The sequence below is a fragment of the Sphingopyxis sp. genome (assembly GCF_016704835.1).
Lineage (GTDB): Bacteria > Pseudomonadota > Alphaproteobacteria > Sphingomonadales > Sphingomonadaceae > Sphingopyxis.
The window spans coordinates 259237-279238 of the sequence record NZ_JADIZJ010000005.1 but is presented as its reverse complement, the minus strand read 5'-3'; the positions used below and the strand labels follow the sequence as shown (position 1 = coordinate 279238).

The window sequence follows — 20002 nt, the reverse complement described above, 5'->3', positions numbered from 1 at the left end:
GAACCGACCGGTAAATGCGGCTGACGGTGGTCGAAGCAGCGGCGCCGTTGGTCGAAGCTATGCATCCGCCTGCGACGTTGATGGCGTCTATTCGCAGTGGACTTGCTTGACTGCAACACGGGGAACATCACGATGCGCTATCTCGCCCTTCTCGCTGCCCTGACGCTCCCGCTCGCCGCGGCGGCGGCTGAAGGCGACAATCCTGCCGTCGAACCCAAACCCGCGGCGCTGATTGCCGACGGCGTTCCTGAGGTGACCGCCGAACTGTCGGCAGAGACGCGGCCTTATATGGAGAACCGCGGCGCCAGTTTTGTCGGCTGGAACCCGATCGACAAATCGATGCTGATTTCCACCCGCTTTGGCAACACGGCACAACTTCACCGAGTGGCGATGCCAATGGGCGCGCGCAAGCAGCTGACCTTTGAAGCCGAGCCGGTCGGGTCGGGCAGCTGGGCGCCCGGGAAGGCCGATGTGATGCTGGTGCAAAAGGACATTGGCGGCAGCGAATTCTATCAGATCTATGCGATGAAGAACGGGCGGCTCGATTTGCTGACCGACGGCAAGAGCCGCAATGGGCTCAACGCCTGGAGCCAGGACGGCCAGCTCGTCGCCTTCACCTCGACACTGCGTAACGGTCGCGACAGCGACATTTATGTGATGGACCCGCGCGATCCCCAGTCGCGGCGGATGGTGGCCGAGGTCCAGGGCGGCGGCTGGGGCCTGCTCGACTTCGCTGCGGACAAGAGCTGGGCGCTCATCGGCAAATATAGCTCGGTGCAGAAAGCCGACTTGTTCCGCCTCGATCTGGCGAACGGCGCGATGACGCCGATCGGCGACCACAGCAAGACCGTCGCGCTCGGCGGCGCGAGCTTTGCCCCCGACGGCACGATCTGGATGACCAGCGACGAGGGCAGCGATTTCCAGCGGCTCGGCACGCTCGATCCGGCGACGGGCAAATTTACGCCCCGGGGTCCGACCGAAAAATGGGACATCGACACCTTTGACATCGCTGAGGACGGCAGCTTCATCGCCTATGTCGTCAACGAGGCCGGGATGGCAAAACTGCGGCTGTTCGATCCAAATACCGGCGCGGTGCGGACGGTCGATAAACTCCCCGCAGGGATCATCGGCGGGCTGGAGATTGCGCCGTGGGGCGAGGTTGGCATCACCTTCACCTCGGCGCGAAGCGCTGCCGATGCATTCAGCGTCGATCCAAAAACGCTGGCCGTGACGCGCTGGACCGAAAGCGAAACCGGTGGGCTCGACGTGACGAAGAATGTCGAACCCGAACTGGTCAAGGTCAAAAGTTTTGACGGGCTTGAGGTGTCGGGCTTCCTCTATCGGCCCGACCCGGAAAAATTCCCCGGCAAGCGTCCGCTGATCATGAGCGTGCATGGCGGTCCCGAGGCACAGTCGCGCCCCGGCTTCATGGGGCGCAGCAATTATATGCTGAACGAAATGGGAATCGCGCTCTTCTATCCCAACGTCCGCGGTTCGACGGGCTATGGCAAGACCTTCGTCAGTCTCGACAACGGCCCGTTCAAGCGCGAGGATAGCGTCAAGGACATGGGCGCGTTTCTCAATGCGCTGGCCAAGGACAAGTCGCTTGACGCGGCGCGCTTCGGCCTGACCGGCGGCAGCTATGGTGGCTATATGTGCTACGCCGCCGCGACCCATTATGCCGACAAGTTGCGCGCGAACCTGTGCGTCGTGGCGATTTCCAACTTCGTTACCTTCCTGGAAAACACGCAGGATTATCGCCGGGACCTGCGCCGTGTCGAATATGGCGACGAACGCGATCCGGTGCAGCGCCAGAAACTGATGGAAATCTCGCCGCTGACCCGCGTTGCCGACATCAAAAAGCCGCTGTTCGTCGTCACCGGTGCCAACGATCCGCGCGTTCCCGCGTCAGAGGCCGATCAGATCGTTGCGGCGGTGCGCAAAAATGGCGGCACCGCATGGCACCTTGTCGGTACCAATGAAGGACATGGCTTCGCCAAGAAGGAAAATGCCGACTATAGTTTCTGGACGTCGCTGCTGTTCTGGAAGCAATATTTGCTGAACTGAGTGCACTGCCGAAGCCGAATCGGCGTTGCGAGGCGCCGCAGGCAACGCGGCAATCCACCGTCGGCATAAACCGCTCTGTATGGCTTCACTGCGCTCGCAATGACGATGTAAGGCGTCAGCGCCGCGGCGGGACGGGCAATGCTTCGGCGTCGGCTTCGTCCGGAGCGGTCGGCATCGGTGCCTGGCCGCTGGCCTGCCGTTCGAGTTCCTCAGCGGCTTTCTGACGTTCGGCAAGCGCGCGTTCCTCGGCCCGAACCGCGGCCTCGACTTCGTCCGATGCCGTATCAATACCGGCCAGGCGCTTGGCGCGTTCGTCGGCGATCATCGCTTGCCAGTCGGTTTTGTCCGCCGCCTGGCGTTCGGCCTTCGCACCCGCGACCAGCGCCTGCGTGCACCCGGTGAAACCACCGAGCCCGGTCGGCGAGCAGCTGTCGGTGCCGAAGCGGCCGATCCGCTCGACCGCGACGACCTTGTTTGCCCACGCCTCATTGCGCACGTCGAGCGGGTTGCCGCGCAGCATCTCGGGTACGCGATACCGCTCGCCTTCGGGGAGCTTGGCGCACACCAGGATTTCGTCGTCAGCACTCTTGGGACATTGATCGTCGCCATAGACAACGACCTGATTGACCTTTTCCCCGTCGACCGTCGCTTGCTGCGCCGCGGCAGGTACCGAGAGGGCGCTACCGGCGAGGATCAGCGCGAACAGGGGCAGGCGGGTCATCGGATATTCCTTTGTCTTGGTTGGTGCGACTTGGCACCGCAACCCTGCATCGGTCATGAACGAATGCGTGGGCCTGAACTCTATCAGATACGCTTCGACAGCGCGATAGCTGCACGGCAACCGGCGCGTATTGCGAGGCTTAACACCGGATAGCCCGGCGCGCTTTCGGCGCCCGCAGCGATCGCGGTGTCCTTATGCTGCAGTTCTTCGGCGCGGAAATCGGCGACCGCGGCGCTGAGTTCGGGGTCGCTGTCGCCGAGTTCATCGAGCTGGTCGCGATAATGGCGATCGATCTCGGTTTCGACCGCGGCGGTGCACGCCATCGCGGCGCGCGGCCCCATTGCGGCGGTCACCGCGCCCAGCGCAAAGCCCGCGACGTTCCAGAACGGCTGAAGCGCGGTCGGACGCACGCCGCGTTTGGCGATCATATCGTCAAAAAATTTGCGGTGCCGCTCTTCCTGCTCTGCCATATGCGCGATCTCGCGCGCCATCGGGTGACGATCGCCCATCACCGCAAGCTGGCCGGCATAGATGCGCGTCGCGCCATATTCGCCAGCCTGATCGACGCGGATCATCGACGCGTTTTTGTCGTCGCGGGCATTTTTTGGGCTCATGCCGCCGATGTGGGCCGACGGCGCAGCAAGGTCAAGACGAGCGCCGCCGCGCCGAGGGAAAAGATCGCGTTGAAGCCAGCGAGCGAAATTCCGAACAAGGTCCATTGCGCTGTGTCACAGCGGATCAGCGGGGCGTTCATGATCGCGTCGAGCGACACCGGCCCGCCGCCGCCGGTCGCGCAGGTGGTTAGACCTTCCCAAAAGCCATATTCGACCCCGGCATGGTAGATGCCGATTGCGCCCGAGACCGCGATAGCAATGGCCGCGAACAGCGTCAGCGCGCGCATCACCTTGTCGTTGCTGCGCAGCAACAGCGCGAGCAGCGCGAGCACGATCGCTGCCTGATGCGGCCAGCGCTGCCAGTAACACATCTCACATGGTGACAGGCCAAAGCCGTATTGCGACACCAGCGCCCCGCCATAAAGCAGCAGCGGCGCGGCGAGCGCGCCCACCGGCGCAGCAAAGCGCGATTTCAGCATGTCTGTGAACCCTTAGTTGCGCCGCGCGGGTTTGGCGCCGGGTTTCGTCGCCTGCGCTGCCATGCGCGGTGCCGTCGGGCTGATGCGCCCGATCGTCTGTAACGCATAGTGGAGCTGGAAATCCTCGATCCCCTTGGCCTTCAGGTCGGCGGCGCTCGCGGTGAAGCGCGGATCGGCCTTTTCGTCCTTTTCGAGCAATCCGTCGTCGACCTTTTTCTCGTTGATCAGGTGACGGCGCAGGTCGCTTTCGCGGAATTTCGGCCGCGATGCGTAATCGGGATCGGACAGCTGCGGCACCCGAATGTCGGGATCGATCCCGCCCTCCTGCACGCTGCGCCCCGACGGGGTGTAATAGCGCGCGGTGGTCAGGCGGAGCGCGGTGGTGTCGGATAGCGGCAGCACGGTCTGCACCGATCCCTTGCCGAAACTGCGTTCGCCCATGACGACCGCGCGATGCTGGTCCTGCAGGGCACCGGCAACGATTTCGGACGCCGACGCCGACCCCGAGTCGATCAGGACGACCACCGGAGCACCGCTCGCCAGGTCGCCGGGCTCGGCGAAAAAGCGTTCGATGTCGCCCTTGCGTCGGCCGCGCTGCGACACGATTTCGCCGCGATCGAGGAACAGGTCACTGATCCCGACCGCTTCGTCGAGCAGTCCGCCGGGGTTCGAGCGCAGGTCGAGAATCCAGCCGCGTGGTTTCTTGCCCAGCGATTTTTCGACCGCCATCATCGCCGCGCGCAAATCGGTGGTCGCATCGGCGGAGAAGCTGGTGACGGTCAGAACGCCGACATCGCCGCTGACTTCCCATTTGACGGGTTTCAGGTCGATGACTTCACGGGTCAGCGACATTTCGATCGGCTTGTCCTGACCTTCGCGAACGAGGGTGATGTCGATCTTGGTGCCCGGGCGCCCGCGCATCTGTTCGACCGCCTCGTCGAGCGTCAGGCCAAAGATCAGTTCCTTGTTGATATGGGTGATATAGTCGCCTGACTTGATTCCGGCCTTGTCGGCGGGGGTGTCGGCGGTCGGCGCGATGACTTTCACGACGCCGTCTTCCATCGTCACCGACAGACCGAGGCCACCATATTCGCCGTCGGTCTGGGTGCGCAGGTTTGAAAAGCCGCGCGCGTCAAGATAACCCGAATGCGGGTCGAGGCTGGCGAGCATCCCGTTGATCGCGCCCTCGATCAGCTTCGAATCGTCGACCGGTTCGACATAATTCGACTTCACTTCAAGATAGACATCCATGAAGCGCGAAATTTCTTCCTGCGTCTTGCTGTCGACCGTCGCCATCGCGCCGGTTGCGAGCGGGACGAGCGCCAGCGTCGAGAGCGCGGCGGCGCCCTGCCACAACGCAAAGCGGCGTTTTGAAGCCACGGGCAAATTGGTCGAGTCGGTCATGTGCGTCTTTCACTCAGGCAGGATTTCCCGCCTTATATACCGCGGCCCACCATCCTCCTACGCAATTGCGCAGGCGTCAAGCGGTGCATCCCGATAGGGGACGGCGCCCGAATGGGTGATTAACGCGCGCAATTACCCGATCATCGCGACAATATCGACCGGGCGGCCGCCGCGGCGCAGTTCGACGGTGATGCGGCTGTCGTCGGACCCGGCGCGGCCGATCGGCGCGCCGGCGTCGAGCGTGTCGCCGACCGCGACCGACAGACCGATCATGCCGGTCAGCAGCGACACCCAGCCGCCGCCATGGTCGATGATCACGATCTTGCCATAGCCGCGATAATCCTCGGCAAAGCTGACGCGGCCAGGGGCGGGGGCGACGACCTGGCCGCCCGGACGCGCCGCAATCGTAACACCGCGCGAGCGGACGCCGCTGTCGTTGACCTCTCCCAACCCGGCGACAATGCGCCCGACAACGGGCAGGCGATAGGCGCCTTGTGTGAGTTCTGCCTCCGCGGAGGCGGGCGGGGCGGCGTTGACGACGGTGCTGGAAGGATTGCGCGGGCGCGGCAGCGGGCCGGCGAGCTGCGCCAGTTCGCCGCGCACCATGCCATCGGTCTCGAGCGCGTCCATCAGTTCGACAATATCGCGGGCTTTCTCGCCCAGCCCCAGCGCGCGGTCGGCCTCCAGCTGCGCGCTGCTCATCAGTTCGCGCGAGCGCATTCGGCCTTCATTTTCCAGCCGCGTCAGCGCGTTGCGGCGCTCTGCGAGCTGTATCTTGCTCGCGGAAAGGGCCCGCAGCGCTACCGCCTGCTGCCGCTGGGTCGTTTGCAGTAACGTCAATTCCTCGCGCACCCCGGCGGTGCGGCGTTCGATCACGGGCATGGCGGCGTCGATCACCGCACGCGCGTGGACCATGTCGGTGAGCGATCCCGGCTGCGCGAGCACGCTGACCGGCGGCTGGCGACTGAGCTGCTGGAGCGAGGCGGCGAGTTCGAGCAGCGGCTGCTGCTGCTGCGCCAGCCGCGCGCGCTGGGCGGTGAGACGGCGGTTGACCAATGCAACGCGCGCTTCGCCAGCACTGATGTCGGCCTCGGCCGACTGGATGCGTGCAGCCAGCGCGGCGCTGCGTTTTTTGAGTCGGTCGGCTTCGCCGCTCGCCGCCGCCGCCTGTTTCTCGAGCAGGGCGCTGCGCGCCATCGCTGCCGCCGATTGCTGTTTGGCATCGACCAACTGCGTGCGCTCGCGCGCCGCGATCGCCTGCGGATCGAAGACGTCGCTCTGTGCCAACGCGAGGGCCGCACCGCCGAAAACCCATCGCGCGCGCCATCAGATGCGGCCAGGTCGCGCGGCCAAAGGCGATCACCTCGTCCGCACCTTCGCGTTCCTGCGCGGTGAAGCCATCGGCGGCGCCTAGGCAAAAGCGCGCCTCGCGCACCCCGCTGTCGCGCCAGTTTTCGAGCAATTTGGCAAATTCGAGCGACGACATCTGGTCGCCCCCCTCGTCCAGCAATATGGTGCGGCTATTGACGGCGGCGGCAGGCATACGGCCGCCCGTGTCCGGAAGCTCGGAAATCTTCTGCGCCCAGGTTACGCGCTTCATGTAGCGCTCGACCAGTTCGGCCTCGGGCCCGCGCCCGATGCGCCCGCGCGCGATGATGTGCAGCAACATGACGCTCCGCCTACCCTTGGCAGGGCAGGGACGTCAATTTGCCAGCGTGACCGGCGGCGCGTCGCCGAACGACCACATCCGCTCGAGGTTGTAGAAACTACGCACCTCGGGACGGAACAGATGGACGATGACATCGCCTGCATCGAGCAGAACCCAATCGGCATTGGGCAATCCTTCGACGCGAACGTGGCGGCCCGCTTCCTGCTTGATCCGCTGCGCCAGTTTTTCGGCGATCGCCGAGACGTGGCGCGTCGACCGGCCGCTTGCGATCACCATATGATCGGCGATGCTGCTTTTGCCGGCAAGCGGGATGGAAATGGTTTCCTGGGCCTGATCCTCATCCAGCTGGTGGAGGATCAATGCGTGGAGCGATTCCACGCTGTCATTTGCGGATGCGGCGCCTGCGGCGGCATCCTGGGTTGCGGAGATCAAATGCGTCCTTTCCTGTTCGTGTCCACAAGCCGCGAGCGCGTCAGCGGATCGCGCATTGCGCGACCTTCATAGCGTTCGAACCAGCGGGGGTTGGCCTGCCGTATCGCAGTTGCGGATCGCACATCGGGCGAAAAACGCAGGAACACGAGGGCGGGCGGTCTCCAGTCCGTCCAATGTAATTTATGGTCCGCGGGCCGGACGAAGCGCCGAAGCCAACCCATCGCACGTCTTGCGTGGGCGCGGTCATTATAGCCCGGACGCGCGATAACCGCAATCGGCATGAGTCGGGCGATCCCCCGCCAGTCGCGCCATTGGGGCAGTTGGGCCAGATTGTCGGCTCCCATGATCCAGATGAACTGCCGGTCGGGGTAGCGGCGGACGAGCTTTTTGAGCGTATCGATCGTGTAGCGCGTACCGAGTTCGGCCTCGATTCCCGTTGCGCGAATCGGGGAACGCCGCGCCGCGCGCTGCGCCGAAGCGAGCCGCGCGGGGAGCGAAGCCATGCCCGCCCTGGGCTTCAGCGGGTTGCCCGGCGACACCAGCCACCAAAGCTCATCGAGACCCAACGCATCGATTGCATTCAGGCTGATCGCGCGATGCCCGCCATGCGCGGGATTGAAGCTGCCGCCGAGGAGGCCGGTGGGGATCATTCGGGGAATGATTTCACCACTCTGATATGGCCGATGATCGCTTGGTTGAAGGCGGGCAATTCTTCCGCCGGAATCCAATATTCTTGATGTGCGCGTCCGCCCGCTTGCTCGACCTTATAGCCGGCGAGATAGTCGGTCGAGACGTCGAACTCGGTCACAAAGCCGGATCCCGACGCAGGGACGTTCCAGTCACGCGCGATCTTCACCGCATAATCGAACGTGGTGACCGGATAGAAGATCGGTTGGTCGGGCAGCCTTGGCGGGAATTCACGCATACCGCTAGCGGCGATCAGCGCGAGTTCCTTGGGGCCGACGGGACGCCACAGGCGTTTAGTTTCCGTCAAGGCCGGACCTGACCCGTGCCGCGCACAAGCCATTTATATGTCGTGAGCCCTTCGAGCGCGACCGGGCCGCGGGCGTGGAGGCGACCCGTGGCGATGCCGATTTCGGCGCCGAGGCCGAATTCGCCGCCGTCGGCGAACTGCGTCGAGGCATTGTGCATGACGATCGCGCTGTCGACTTCGGCGAGGAAGCGTTCGGCGGTCGCGGCATCCTCGGTAACGATCGCGTCGGTGTGGCGGCTCGAATGCGCGTCGATATGTGCGAGCGCGCCGTCGAGGCCATCGACCATGGCGATCGAGACGATCGCGTCGAGATATTCGCAGTCCCAGTCGGCGGTCGACGCGGTTTCGACATGCGGGCTCAATACCATGATGGCTTTGTCGCCGCGCACTTCGCAGCCCGCTGCGACCAGCGCATCGATGATCGCCAGCGGTGCGGGATAGGCGCGGTCGACCAGGATCGTCTCGGTCGCGCCGCAGACGCCGGTGCGGCGCATCTTGGCGTTCACGGCCAGGTCGATCGCCTTTGCCGGATCGGCCGCGCCGTCGATATAGAGGTGGTTGATCCCGTCGAGATGCGCGAGCACGGGCACGCGCGCCTCGTCCTGGACGCGCGCGACAAGGCCTTTGCCGCCGCGCGGGATGATGATGTCGATCAGCCCTTGCGCGCGCAGCATCGCACCGACCGCGGCGCGGTCCTGCATGGGTACGAGTTGCACCGCATCGGCGGGCAGGTCGGCATCGACCAGCCCCGCCGCGAATGCCGCGTGGATCGCACGGTTCGAATGGACCGCCTCGCTGCCGCCGCGCAGGATCACGGCGTTGCCCGACATCAGCCCGAGCGCCGCGGCGTCGGCGGTCACATTGGGGCGGCTTTCATAGATGATGCCGACGACGCCGAGCGGCACGCGCACGCGGCTGAGCACCAACCCGTTGGGCCGCGTCACGCGGTCGATTTCGGCGCCTGAAGGGTCGGGGAGCGCGGCAACCGCATCGATGGCATCGGCGATCCCGGCGAGGCGGCCCGCATCGAGCCGCAACCGGTCGAGCATCGCGCCCGACAGGCCGTTTGTCCTTCCTGCAGTCATATCCTCTGCATTGGCGGCCAGAATTACGGTCACCCGGGCGCGAATCTGTGCCGCCGCCGCAACCAGCCCGGCGGCCTTGTCCACCGTCGCCTTCAGCGCGAGCTGTTTCGCGGCGGCGCGCGCGCGCGCGCCCATGTCGGCGATCAGGGCGGGGGCGTCGCCGGGCATCGGCGGGGCGGTCAGGGCTTGGGCGTTCATGACGCTGCCACTATCACGTTTTGCGTGAGCCCCGAAAGTCCCGTTGCGCCCTTCCTCGCGCGCCTTTAGGCAGGGCGCCATGAGCGGGGATATCGAAGGCATCGGGGCGGCGGTCACCGCCGGTCTGGCGGGACATGCGGTCGAATCGCGCCATGGCGGCGCGAACCCCGGTCACGCGCCGCTGCGCTGCCTTAATTGCGGCACCAGTCTTGCCGGGTCGCATTGTCATTATTGCGGCCAGCGCGCCGACGTGCATCGCAGTTTTGGCGCGATCGGACACGATCTGGTTCACGCGATCTTTCATTTCGAAGGCAAGATCTGGAACACGCTGCCGCTGCTCGCGTGGCGGCCCGGTGATCTGACGCGCCGCTACATCCATGGCGAACGCGCGCGTTTCATCTCGCCGCTTGCGCTGTTCCTGTTCGCGGTTTTCCTCACCTATGCCGTGCTGGCCGTCGTCGGTAGTGGCGGCGGGGTCGGCGAGGGGATCGCCAAGGCGGCAGCCGAGCAGACGCGCTCGAACGCGCTCAAGGAAAGTTTCGAGGAAGAGGTCAAGCGCGTCGACGCGCGCCTCGCAGCAAAGGATCTGAAGCCAGCCGAGCGGATACTGCTCGTCGAGGAGCGCGCAACGCTTCTCAAAAGCGCTGACTATCTCGGTGTCGCGCGCAGCCTCAGCAAGGAGGAGCGCGACAAGGGGCCACCGGTGCTCGACGATCCCTCTGAGCAGATGATGACCGGCATCGAGTTTCTCTCGCGCACCAAGGTCAATACCGGCGTCCCCTTCATCGACCATGGGCTGGAGAAGGCGATCGCGAACCCGGCGCTCGTGCTCTACAAATTGCAGGCGAATGCCTATAAATTCGCATGGGCGCTGATCCCGTTGTCGCTGCCCTTCATGTGGCTGCTCTTTCCGTTCAGCCGCCGCTTTCACACGTACGACCATTTCGTCTTCGTCACTTATTCGATCAGCTTCATGCTGCTCTTGTTCGTCGCCGTGCGATTGTTCAACCTGACGATATTCGGCGATGTCGCGACGGCGTTCGCGATGCTTTATGTGCCTTTCCATATGTACCAGCAACTGCGCGGCGCCTATCGTTCGTCGCGGTTCGGCGCGCTTGCTCGCGCGACATTGCTGCTCTTTTTCAGCCTGTATGCGGTCATCATGTTCATGCTGCTGCTGCTCGCGCTGGGCGTGCTGGGATAGCCGCGCCGAATCGTAACAAAGGCAGACCAAAAAAACCGGGTTGGACGAGAGGGAGAGTTGCGATGCACCAGCTTTGGGGCGAATTGGACCGGCGCCTGCTGATCAAGCTCGGCACCGCGGGGCTCGCGGCCTTGTCGCTGCCCGGCGCGGCGCTTGCGAACATGGCACAGGGCTTCACCCATGGCGTCGCGAGCGGCGAGCCGGGGGCCAATTCGGTGCTGCTGTGGACACGCTACGCCGCGGCGAACGACAGCGCCTTGACCGTCGAACTGTCCGAAAGCGCCGATTTTGGACGCGTCGCTGGTGGCGGCAGCGTCATCGCCGAGGGCGAACGCGATCATTGCGCGAAAATCGTCGTCGACGGCCTTCAACCCGGCCGCTGGTATTTCTATCGCTTCATCGCCCCCGACGGCACCAGATCGGTGACCGGCCGGACGCGGACGTTGCCCACCGGCCCGACGAGCGCCTTCACCATCGCGCTCTTCTCCTGCTCGAACCTGCCGTTCGGCTGGTTCAATGCCTATGCCCATGCCGCCGCGCGGAACGATATCGACCTCGTCGCGCACGTCGGCGACTATCTCTATGAATATAAGGTCGGCGACTATCCCGCGCTGAAGGACGCCTTGCCTGGCCGCGATATCCAGCCGACGCAGGAGATTGTCGCGCTCGCGGACTATCGACTCCGCTACGCCGCCTATCGCAGCGATCCCGATTTGCAGCGGTTGCACCAGCTGTTCCCGGTGATCGCGCAATGGGACGACCATGAATTCGCGAACGACGTGTGGAAAGGCGGCGCCGAGAATCACAATGAAGGCGAGGGCGAATGGCGCGCGTGAAGCCGCCGCCGAGCGCGCGCATGGCGAATGGATGCCCGCCGCCGACGCGCGCTGGCGCCAGTATCAGGCGGGGGACCTGGCGACGATCTTCCTGCCCGAAACGCGGATCACCGCGCGCGACCGGCCGTTCGAGCTGGGCGAGATTCTGAAGGGCAAGCGCGACGTTGCCGCAACCCTGAAGCAATTCGCCGAGAGTGATTACCGCGATCCCGCGCGGCAGTTGATGGGCGCCGAACAGGAGAATTGGCTGTTCGACGGCCTGGACCGTTCGGTGAAAAGCGGAACGCGCTGGCAGGTCTGCGCGCAGCAGATCGTCATGGGCAGCCTGTTCACGCCATCCGAATCGCGCAATTGGTTCGGCGCCGACCAGCCCGACTATGTGAAGCGCCGCGTCGAGGTGTCGCAGCTGGCGGCAAAGGCGGGGCTGCCGCTCAACATGGACAGCTGGGACGGCTATCCGGCGGCGCGCTCGCGCCTGCTCGCGGCAGCGCAGAAAGCCGACGCCGATCTCGTCACGCTGTCGGGCGACAGCCATAACGCCTGGGCGTTCGACCTGTCGCACGACGGGCGCCCGGCGGGGATCGAGGTCGGCGGGCACAGCGTCACCTCGCCGGGGTATGAAGCCTATACGAAAGGCATTTCCGACGCGGCGCGTGTATCGGCGCTGCGTGCGTCCTCGCCCCAGCTTGCATGGGCCAACACGCAGAATCGGGGTTATGTCTCAGTGCAGCTAACGCGCGAGCGGGTCACCGCGAACTGGCACAATCTTGAAACGATCCGCAGCCATACGCCGGCGCTCAAGGAAACGCACAGCATGACGGCGGCGCGTGGGCGGCGGAGATATGACGCGGCTTAGCTGTACGGCGGCGCATCCTCGAATTCGGCGAACCAGGGATAGTCGTTCGCGACGCTGACGGTGAAGTTGGCGGGGCGCTTTTCGAGAAAGCTCGACACCCCCTCGGCGGCGTCGGCGCTGCGTCCGCGGGCGAAGATCGCGCGGCTGTCCCAGCGGTGCGCGCTCATGGGGTGCGGCGCACCGAGCATGCGCCACAGCATGTGGCGAGTGAGCGCGACCGATACCGGGGCGCTGTGATCGGTCAACTCGCGCGCCTTGGCGATCGCGGCGTCGACCAGCTCGCCCGGCTTGTGGACCGATTGGACGAGCCCCTTTTCATGTGCTTCGGCGGCGTCGATCAGGCGGCCCGAATAGCACCAGTCGACTGCGTTCTGGATGCCGACGAGGCGGGGCAGGAACCAGCTCGACGCCGCTTCGGGCACGATCCCGCGGCGCGCGAAGACGAAGCCGTAGCGCGCGGTCGCGCTGGCGAGGCGAGCGTCCATCGACAGCGTCATCGTCGCGCCGATACCCACCGCGGCGCCGTTGATCGCTCCCAATACCGGCTTTTTGCAGTCGAAGATCCGCATCGACACGCGCCCACCCGAATCGCGGATCAGCGGGTGCGACCAGTCGATCGTGCCGTCTTCGCTGACCGGGCTTGCCGACATGCCATCGGGCAGGATCGCCAGCTTGTCGGTGCGCTTGTCATAGTCGAAGGTGGCGGCGCCCTGACCCAGATCGGCGCCGGCGCAATAGGCGCGGTCGCCCGATCCGGTAAAGATCACCGCGCGGACGCCGTCGTCGGCGTCGCACTCGTCGAGCGCCGCGACGATTTCTAGCATCATTTCCGTCGTGAAGGCGTTCATCCGGTCGGGGCGGTGCAACGTCAGCAGCGCGATGCCCTCATGCTTGTCGAGGCGAATCTGGTCGAAGCTCATCTGTCTCTCCCTTGGCTTCGTTCATCGTTGCAAGCGACACGGGAGAGTGCAAGCTCTAGTTGACGTAAACGTAAGGAGGTGGCCGCGATGCCGGGGATGACGCGCCCGACCTTTGCCGCTATAGGCCCCCCATCGCCCCGGCGCCGCGCCTCCATCTGAGTCGCTTTGCCGGGGTCATTCATTTGGTTCCGACAGAAAGTTTGCACGCCATGTCCCGTCGCCGCCAGATCTACGAAGGCAAAGCGAAGATCCTGTACGAGGGCCCCGAACCGGGCACGCTGATCCAGTATTTCAAGGATGATGCGACCGCGTTCAACGCGCAGAAAAAGGGCACGATCAGCGGCAAGGGCGTGCTGAACAACCGGATTTCGGAGCATGTCTTCACGCTGCTCGGCAATATCGGCGTGCCGCATCACTTCATCCGCCGCCTGAACATGCGCGAACAGCTGATCCGCCAGGTCGAGATCGTGCCGATCGAAGTCATCGTGCGCAATGTCGCGGCAGGCACGCTGTCGAAGCGCCTCGGTATCGAGGAAGGCACCCAGCTTCCCCGCACGCTGATCGAATATTGCTACAAGGACGACGCGCTGGGCGATCCGCTCGTTGCCGAAGAGCATATCGCCTGTTTCAGCTGGTGCAGCCAGGACGAGCTTCACGACATTCAGGACATGGCGATCCGCATCAACGACTTCATGTCGGGCATGTTCGCTGCGGTCGGCATTCGTCTGGTCGATTTCAAGCTTGAATTTGGCCGCCTGTACGAAGGCGATTTCAGCCGCATCATCCTCGCCGACGAGATCAGCCCCGACGGGTGCCGCCTTTGGGACATGACGACAAACGAGAAGCTCGACAAGGATCGCTTCCGCCGCGACCTCGGCGGCGAAGTCGAAGCCTATCAGGAAGTCGCGCGCCGACTGGGCCTGCTGCCCGAGGGCGGCGATAATGCCGTGCTCGATCTCGAAAGCCATCGGAAGAAAAAGGGCAGCTGATCGGGCGGTGCCGGGCCGGGGCCGCTTGGCTTTAAGGGTTGATTTACCATGAGTTGTTAGGCCGTCGTCATGACGGGGGTCTTTAACAGGTTGATCATGCGGATTTTTCCGCCGGTGCCGGAGGAAATCCGGGACGATGTCGCGATACTGCGCGCCAATCGCATCGAGACGCTGACCCCGATGCTCTTCCTGATGCTCGCGGCGACGACCCCATCTGCGATTTATGCGGGGGTCGCGGCGGTTCATCCGGCGGTTCGCATCGGTTTTCCGGTGATCCTCGCCCTTGTTGGCATCCTCGGTTTCCTGTTCCTCATGCACAATCGCGGCCGCAAAATGAGCCCGCGCCGCGCGCGCCGCATGATCCGGGAGGCCAGCTGGCTGTCGGGCATCACGGGGCTGATGTGCAGCGTCTGGACGGTGACCAACTGGCTTGCTGCCCCTGCGGCGACGCACAGCTATTATGCGATGATCATGGCGATGGGGTCGCTCGCGACTGCCTATTGCCTGTCGTCGATCCGGTTTGCGACGTTCGTGAACCTTGGGGTCGGACTGGGTCCCGTTGCGCTGTTGATGCTGACGTCGGGGCGCTCGCCCGAAATTGCGGCTGGCACCAGTCTGGTCATCGCGACCCTGTTCCTGCTCCGTATGGTGATCCAGCAGCATGGCCAGGTGATCGACCTGCTCGAATTGCAGCGCCAGATGCGCGAGCTCGCGCACACCGACCCGCTCACTGGGCTGGCCAATCGGCGTGAATTCGACCTTTGTCTCGACCATGAAATCGCGGCCGCGGGCGCCGACAGCCATTTCGCCATCGCGTTGCTCGATCTCAATGGGTTCAAACCGGTCAATGATGCGCATGGGCATGCCGTCGGTGACCTGCTGCTGTGCGAAATTGCCGAGCGGCTGCGCGGGGCGTGCGGCCGGCATGCCGTCGTCGCGAGGCAGGGTGGCGACGAATTTGCAATCCTGGCGCCGGCCGGATCGCAGCTGCTCGAAACCTCTCTCGCCGACCACATTCTTTCAGCGCTCGCCGCGCCCTATCGCATCGACGGTCGTCTGATCCGCGTGGGCGCCAGCATCGGCACCGCGTCGTGGCCCGAGCATGGGCATATGGCACGCAATCTCTTCGAGGTCGCCGACGCAGCACTTTATGCCGCAAAGGCAGCCGATCGCCGCCAGACGTCGTCGGTCGAAAGCATCGGGTGGGTCGCATAACCAGCGCTTGACCGGCCGCGGGGGGGTAGCCACACCGTTGGGCATGACCAAATCCTTTGTCCGGCGTGTTTCGACCGCGCTGTCGCCCCTCGTCCTGCTGATCGCGACCGCCGCACCGGTCTTTGCCCGCGATACGGCGGCGCCCACCACCGCGACCACAGCCACCAATCCGCAAACCGAGGCCGGGAAAGCATGGAACTTCGCCGCCAGCGATGTGCCGGTCGATCCGAACATCGTCTTTGGCGTGCTGCCCAACGGGATGAAATATGCGCTGCTAGCGAACAGCACGCCCAAGGACAGCGTCGTCCTGCGGATGCGGTTCGACGTCGGCAGCTTTGCCGAGGCCGAGGACCAGCGTGGGCTGGCCCATTTCCTCGAACATATGGCGTTCAACGGATCGACCAACGTGCCCGAAGGCGAGATGATCAAGCTGCTCGAACGCAAAGGGCTGGCGTTCGGCGCCGATACCAATGCGTCGACAGGCTTTGACGAGACGATCTACCAGCTCGACCTGCCCAATGCTTCGGACGATCTGATCAACACCGGGCTGATGCTGATGCGCGAGACCGGTGGAGAGCTCGCGATCGATCCGACTGCGGTCGATCGCGAACGCGGCATCATCCTGTCCGAACGTCGCGCCCGCGACACCTATCAGCTGCGCAATCTGATCGACCAGCTCGATTTCCAGATGCAGGGGATGAAGGTTGCGAGCCGCCTGCCGGTGGGCACCGAAGAGGTGATAAAGACTGCGCCAGCGGCGCGGCTGCGCGACCTGTATGATCGCTACTACCGGCCGGAGCGGGCGACACTGGTGATGGTCGGCGATTTCGATCCTGCGGCGGTCGAGGCCAAGATCAAGGCGCGTTTCGGCGACTGGAAGGGGCGCGGTGCCGCCGGCGCCAATCCTGACATCGGCACGATCGATTATCATCGCGCCGCGGCGGCCGACGATTTCATCGATCCCGCGATCCAGGATTCGGTCACCCTCGCGGCCTTCAAACCGTGGGTCGACGAAGCCGATACCAAGGCGAAGCGCGCGCGCACGCTCGCCGAGGATGTCGGCGAAGCGATCGTCAACCGCCGTCTGGCGAAGCTTGCGCTCAACGAGGATTCGCCGATCTTGGGCGGTTATTTCAGTGAAGCGGCGGGCTGGAAGGTCTTCGATCAGGTCACCGTCGGAGCGGTCGCCAAGGAGGGCGCGTGGCAAGAAGCGCTGGCGCTGATCGAACAGGAGCAGCGCCGCGCTATCGAGCACGGCTTCACTCAAGCCGAAGTTGCCGAGCAACTGGCGACGCGGCGTACCGCGCTGCGCAATGCGGTTGCCGGGGTGACGACGCGGCGCAGCGATGCGCTCGCCGACACGCTGATTGCCGCGGCGAAGGGCGATTTCGTTTTTGCCCGCCCTGAAACGTCGCAGGCGTTGTTTGAGGCGACCGCACCATCGCTCAGCGCCGCGGCGGTTACCGCGGCGTTCCGCAAGCGAATGGAGGGCTTCAGTGCGCCGCTCGCGCGGGTTTCGGCGAAAAAGCCGATCGACGGCGGCACCGACGCGATCCTCGCCGCGTTGCGCAGCTCGGCCCAGGTTGCGGTAGCGGCGCCGACCGAAGCTGCCAATGCGGCCTTCGCCTATGACAATTTCGGCACCCCGGGACGAATCGTCAGCGACGATCGGATCGAGGATCTCGGTATCCGCCGGGTCCGCTTCGCAAACAATGTTATGCTCAACATCAAGAAAACTGATTTTCAGAAAGACCGCGTGATGCTGTCGCTGCGTGTCGATGGCGGCAATCTGCTCGCGACGCGCGACGATCCGACGAAGGTGTCGCTGGCGGGATCACTGATGCTGGGCGGGCTCGAGGCGCATAGCCTCGACGAACTGCGTTCGATCCTCGCGGGCAAGACGGTCAGCCCCAGTTTCGGCAATGCCACCGATGCGTTTGGCGGCAGCGCGTTGACCTCGCCCGAAGATTTTGGGCTACAGGCGAAGTTGATGGCGGCGTTTCTGACCCACCCCGGCTATCGCCCCGACGGGCTTGCGCTGATCCGCCGCGTGCTGCCGCAGCAATATGCCGCGAATGATGCGACCCCTGCGGCGGTGATCGGCCGCGACGCGGGGGGCATTCTGGCCAACGACGACCCGCGCTCGCAGACCCCGCCGCTCGCCAAGCTGATGACGCTCGACTGGGCGCAGCTGAAACCGGTCGTTGCCGACAGCTTTGCAAAGGGCGCGATCGAGATCGGCGTCGTCGGGGACATCGACGAGCAGGCGGCGATCGATGCGATCGCGGCGTCCTTTGGCGCATTGCCCGAACGCCGTGCCGCCTTTAATTTGCGCCGCGAGGCGCGGGTGCGTGAATTTGCGGCTGACCGCAGCGAGCGGACGCTGATCCACAAGGGGCCGGCCGAGCAGGCCGAGCTGCGCGTCTACTGGCCCGCGCGCGACGACAGCAACCTGAGCGAAGCGATGCGGCTCAACCTGCTTGCGCGCGTCATGCAATTGAAGCTGACCGAGGAATTGCGCGAGAAGCTCGGGGAAAGCTACAGTCCCGGCGCGGCCGCCAGCCTGTCGGACGAATTTCCAGGCTACGGCCATCTCTTCGCCGCAAGCAATGTCGATCACAAGGATCTGGCGACAACGCGCGCCGCTATCTTTGCGATCGCCAAGGAGCTGCGCGACGCCCCCGTCGATGCCGACCTGCTCGACCGCGCGCGCAAGCCACTGGTCGAAGCGATGACCAAATCGCGGCGTGAAAACGCCTATTGGTTGAACTATGTCGCCGAGGCGACGAGCCAGACCGATCGCCTAGACCGCAGCCGCAAGGGGATTGGCGAAGTCGAAGCCGCGACGCCGGCAGAGTTGCAGCTGCTAGCCAAGCGCTATTTGGTCGACGACAAGGCGCTCGTGATCAAGGCGGTGAGCGACAAGGCTGGCAAGTAGGGGGCGAGCCTCAGCTAACGACCGATGCTGCCGTTTATCATTCCCATCGCTGCGCGACAGGGAGGATATTCGCCTTATCGTCATCCCGGACTTGATCGGGGATCCATAGCTGCGCTGTCGCCGTGGATCCCGGATCAAGTCCGGGATGACGAAGCTGTAAGACGTCGGTTTCCTACTCATAACGGCAATGGGTAATCCCCCATTTTTGCTATGCTAGATCCGCTCCGGCTTTTGCGCACGGATGAAATTCTCCAGCGCGGCGAAGATCATCTCGCGCGCGTCGCCGCCCAGCATCTCGGCGGTCAGCAAGTCGAACTGTGGCCGGTCGCGCTGCGCCGCAGCGCTCACCATCGCGGCAAGCAGCGCCTCGTCGAAACTGATGCGCGGGCAGCAGGGCGGGGCGACGACAAAGGGGTCCGGCCAGACATGGCCGATCGCCTCGACCACGAGGCGATAGCGCCGCGCGGCCAGGATGTTGCCCCAGCGCCGTTCGAGTTCGGGGATCGGGTCGCGCTCGCTGCGGCGGCACAGGATGCAGTAACGGAGCGCGAGAACCGCCTGTGCGGCTTCGACCGAGAGATCGCGCACCCGGGGTTGCTCGCTCAACTGGCGGATCAGCGCGCTGCTTTGCATGATGGTGTCGTCCTCCCGGTCCAAGTGGTCCGCCTCTTCCGGTTCGAAAAGATGCCGGCCGCTTTAAAGCGCATCTTTAAGATGCAGCGGCCGGCAGGAGGGGACTGCCTCATCTTGCTATTGAGAAACAGTTGCAAATACAAGCAAAAAAGAGGCGCTCGGAAGCGCCCCTCAGATCCGTCGATGTTGCCCGATCCCGTCATCCCGGCGAAAGCCGGGATGACGGGATCCGATTAGTATTCGCCCGACGGCTTCGACTGCAGCTGAATATAATTCTCGATCCCCATCCGCTCGATCATCTCGAACTGCTTTTCCAGCTCGTCGACATGATGTTCTTCGCTGGCCAGGATCGACCCGAAGAGGTCGCGGCTGACATAATCGCGCACGCTTTCGCTGTGCGCCATCGCGTCCTTGAGCAGCGGGATCGCCTCTTCCTCGAGCGCGAGATCGGCCTTCAGGATTTCCTCGACGGTCTCGCCGACACGAAGCCGACCGAGCATCTGGAAATTGGGCAGGCCGCCGAGAAAGAGGATGCGATCAGCAAGCTGGTCGGCATGCTTCATCTCGTCGATCGACTCTTCGCGTTCGAACTTGGCGAGGCGCGCGACGCCCCAATTGTCGAGCATGCGATAGTGCAACCAATATTGGTTGATGGCGGTCAGCTCGTTCTTGAGCGCCTCGTTAAGAAAATCGATGACCTTTTCGTCGCCCTTCATGGTGTCGTTCCTGCCATTTTGTCTCGGGAATG

At 64.3% G+C, this 20002-nt stretch carries 17 protein-coding genes and 2 pseudogenes; 6 read left to right on the top strand and 13 right to left on the bottom strand.

Translation table 11 applies throughout. From position 1 onward, the window contains the following. The first annotated feature begins 132 nt into the window (after positions 1–132). Positions 133–2067: a prolyl oligopeptidase family serine peptidase gene (locus IPF76_RS10900; protein ID WP_293843403.1), complete on the top strand. Its 1935-nt coding sequence runs from the start codon at positions 133–135 to the stop codon at positions 2065–2067. A gap of 115 nt (positions 2068–2182) precedes the next feature. Here the strand turns inward: IPF76_RS10900 and IPF76_RS10895 are convergent, their stop codons facing one another. The 10 genes and pseudogenes from IPF76_RS10895 to IPF76_RS10850 form a co-directional block, all read right to left on the bottom strand. Further along, the gene (locus tag IPF76_RS10895; protein ID WP_293843400.1) at positions 2183–2788 is read right to left on the bottom strand and encodes a hypothetical protein; all 606 of its coding nucleotides are present in this window, start codon (positions 2786–2788) and stop codon (positions 2183–2185) included. A gap of 83 nt (positions 2789–2871) precedes the next feature. Next, a complete protein-coding gene (locus tag IPF76_RS10890; RefSeq protein WP_293843397.1) occupies positions 2872–3402 on the bottom strand; it encodes a demethoxyubiquinone hydroxylase family protein in 531 nt (176 codons plus the stop codon). Next, positions 3399–3881, bottom strand: a complete 483-nt coding sequence (locus IPF76_RS10885) for a disulfide bond formation protein B (RefSeq protein ID WP_293843394.1) — start codon at positions 3879–3881, stop codon at positions 3399–3401. Before IPF76_RS10885 ends, IPF76_RS10890 begins: the two co-directional genes overlap by 4 nt. 12 nt (positions 3882–3893) lie before the next feature. Next, positions 3894–5285: a S41 family peptidase gene (locus tag IPF76_RS10880; RefSeq protein WP_293843391.1), complete on the bottom strand. Its 1392-nt coding sequence runs from the start codon at positions 5283–5285 to the stop codon at positions 3894–3896. A 132-nt stretch (positions 5286–5417) separates the two neighbouring features. Beyond that, on the bottom strand, positions 5418–6572 hold the full coding sequence (locus tag IPF76_RS10875) for a peptidoglycan DD-metalloendopeptidase family protein (protein WP_293843388.1): 1155 nt from the start codon (positions 6570–6572) through the stop codon (positions 5418–5420). Between the two features lie 25 nt (positions 6573–6597). Continuing rightward, positions 6598–6954 (bottom strand): annotated as a pseudogene (locus tag IPF76_RS10870) (23S rRNA (pseudouridine(1915)-N(3))-methyltransferase RlmH); the annotation flags it as partial. Positions 6955–6987: 33 nt separating this feature from the next. Further along, on the bottom strand, positions 6988–7386 hold the full coding sequence (gene rsfS / locus IPF76_RS10865; protein WP_293843385.1) for a ribosome silencing factor: 399 nt from the start codon (positions 7384–7386) through the stop codon (positions 6988–6990). Next, positions 7383–8036, bottom strand: coding sequence for a nicotinate-nucleotide adenylyltransferase (locus tag IPF76_RS10860; protein ID WP_293843382.1), 654 nt, complete (start codon positions 8034–8036; stop codon positions 7383–7385). Before IPF76_RS10860 ends, rsfS begins: the two co-directional genes overlap by 4 nt. Next, positions 8033–8380 (bottom strand): hypothetical protein, encoded by a 348-nt coding sequence (locus IPF76_RS10855; RefSeq protein WP_293843379.1) that lies wholly within the window; start codon positions 8378–8380, stop codon positions 8033–8035. The genes IPF76_RS10860 and IPF76_RS10855 overlap by 4 nt, the downstream gene beginning before the upstream one ends. Continuing rightward, entirely contained in the window at positions 8377–9663 is a 1287-nt protein-coding gene (locus IPF76_RS10850) for a glutamate-5-semialdehyde dehydrogenase (protein WP_293843376.1), read from the bottom strand. Before IPF76_RS10850 ends, IPF76_RS10855 begins: the two co-directional genes overlap by 4 nt. A gap of 79 nt (positions 9664–9742) precedes the next feature. Between IPF76_RS10850 and IPF76_RS10845 the strand changes: the two genes are divergently transcribed. Together IPF76_RS10845 and IPF76_RS20830 are read left to right on the top strand one after the other, a co-directional pair. Next, positions 9743–10867 carry a DUF3667 domain-containing protein gene (locus IPF76_RS10845; RefSeq protein ID WP_293843373.1) on the top strand — a complete coding sequence of 375 codons (1125 nt, stop codon included), beginning with the start codon at positions 9743–9745 and terminating at the stop codon, positions 10865–10867. Between the two features lie 62 nt (positions 10868–10929). Beyond that, a pseudogene (locus IPF76_RS20830) lies at positions 10930–12559 on the top strand (alkaline phosphatase D family protein). On the opposite strand, the gene IPF76_RS10830 reads toward IPF76_RS20830, so the two are convergent. Beyond that, a complete protein-coding gene (locus tag IPF76_RS10830; RefSeq protein ID WP_293843364.1) occupies positions 12556–13479 on the bottom strand; it encodes a crotonase/enoyl-CoA hydratase family protein in 924 nt (307 codons plus the stop codon). The pseudogene IPF76_RS20830 and the gene IPF76_RS10830 overlap by 4 nt on opposite strands. A 209-nt stretch (positions 13480–13688) precedes the next feature. Here IPF76_RS10830 and purC point away from each other — a divergent pair, with 209 nt between their 5' ends. The 3 genes from purC (at position 13689) to IPF76_RS10815 (ending at position 18621) form a co-directional block, all read left to right on the top strand. Then, positions 13689–14468 carry a phosphoribosylaminoimidazolesuccinocarboxamide synthase gene (gene purC / locus IPF76_RS10825; protein ID WP_293843361.1) on the top strand — a complete coding sequence of 260 codons (780 nt, stop codon included), beginning with the start codon at positions 13689–13691 and terminating at the stop codon, positions 14466–14468. Positions 14469–14537: 69 nt separating this feature from the next. After that, positions 14538–15683: a diguanylate cyclase gene (locus IPF76_RS10820; RefSeq protein WP_293843357.1), complete on the top strand. Its 1146-nt coding sequence runs from the start codon at positions 14538–14540 to the stop codon at positions 15681–15683. A 43-nt stretch (positions 15684–15726) separates the two neighbouring features. Then, positions 15727–18621, top strand: a complete 2895-nt coding sequence (locus IPF76_RS10815; RefSeq protein ID WP_293843355.1) for a M16 family metallopeptidase — start codon at positions 15727–15729, stop codon at positions 18619–18621. A 213-nt stretch (positions 18622–18834) separates the two neighbouring features. On the opposite strand, the gene IPF76_RS10810 is transcribed toward IPF76_RS10815, so the two are convergent. Together IPF76_RS10810 and bfr are read right to left on the bottom strand one after the other, a co-directional pair. Then, positions 18835–19254 carry an addiction module antidote protein gene (locus IPF76_RS10810; RefSeq protein ID WP_293843353.1) on the bottom strand — a complete coding sequence of 140 codons (420 nt, stop codon included), beginning with the start codon at positions 19252–19254 and terminating at the stop codon, positions 18835–18837. A 233-nt stretch (positions 19255–19487) separates the two neighbouring features. Further along, on the bottom strand, positions 19488–19970 hold the full coding sequence (gene bfr, locus IPF76_RS10805; protein ID WP_293843351.1) for a bacterioferritin: 483 nt from the start codon (positions 19968–19970) through the stop codon (positions 19488–19490). Positions 19971–20002: the final 32 nt, after the last annotated feature.

Coding starts and splice junctions, on each gene's coding strand:
- IPF76_RS10885 (WP_293843394.1), bottom strand. CDS start 3,881: ATGCTGAAATCGCGCTTTGCTGCGCCGGTGGGCGCGCTCGCCGCGCCG.
- IPF76_RS10830 (WP_293843364.1), bottom strand. CDS start 13,479: ATGAGCTTCGACCAGATTCGCCTCGACAAGCATGAGGGCATCGCGCTG.
- IPF76_RS10890 (WP_293843397.1), bottom strand. CDS start 3,402: ATGAGCCCAAAAAATGCCCGCGACGACAAAAACGCGTCGATGATCCGC.
- IPF76_RS10900 (WP_293843403.1), top strand. CDS start 133: ATGCGCTATCTCGCCCTTCTCGCTGCCCTGACGCTCCCGCTCGCCGCG.
- purC (WP_293843361.1), top strand. CDS start 13,689: ATGTCCCGTCGCCGCCAGATCTACGAAGGCAAAGCGAAGATCCTGTAC.
- IPF76_RS10845 (WP_293843373.1), top strand. CDS start 9,743: ATGAGCGGGGATATCGAAGGCATCGGGGCGGCGGTCACCGCCGGTCTG.
- IPF76_RS10850 (WP_293843376.1), bottom strand. CDS start 9,663: ATGAACGCCCAAGCCCTGACCGCCCCGCCGATGCCCGGCGACGCCCCC.
- IPF76_RS10810 (WP_293843353.1), bottom strand. CDS start 19,254: ATGCAAAGCAGCGCGCTGATCCGCCAGTTGAGCGAGCAACCCCGGGTG.
- IPF76_RS10880 (WP_293843391.1), bottom strand. CDS start 5,285: ATGACCGACTCGACCAATTTGCCCGTGGCTTCAAAACGCCGCTTTGCG.
- bfr (WP_293843351.1), bottom strand. CDS start 19,970: ATGAAGGGCGACGAAAAGGTCATCGATTTTCTTAACGAGGCGCTCAAG.
- IPF76_RS10860 (WP_293843382.1), bottom strand. CDS start 8,036: ATGATCCCCACCGGCCTCCTCGGCGGCAGCTTCAATCCCGCGCATGGC.
- IPF76_RS10895 (WP_293843400.1), bottom strand. CDS start 2,788: ATGACCCGCCTGCCCCTGTTCGCGCTGATCCTCGCCGGTAGCGCCCTC.
- IPF76_RS10820 (WP_293843357.1), top strand. CDS start 14,538: ATGACGGGGGTCTTTAACAGGTTGATCATGCGGATTTTTCCGCCGGTG.
- IPF76_RS10815 (WP_293843355.1), top strand. CDS start 15,727: ATGACCAAATCCTTTGTCCGGCGTGTTTCGACCGCGCTGTCGCCCCTC.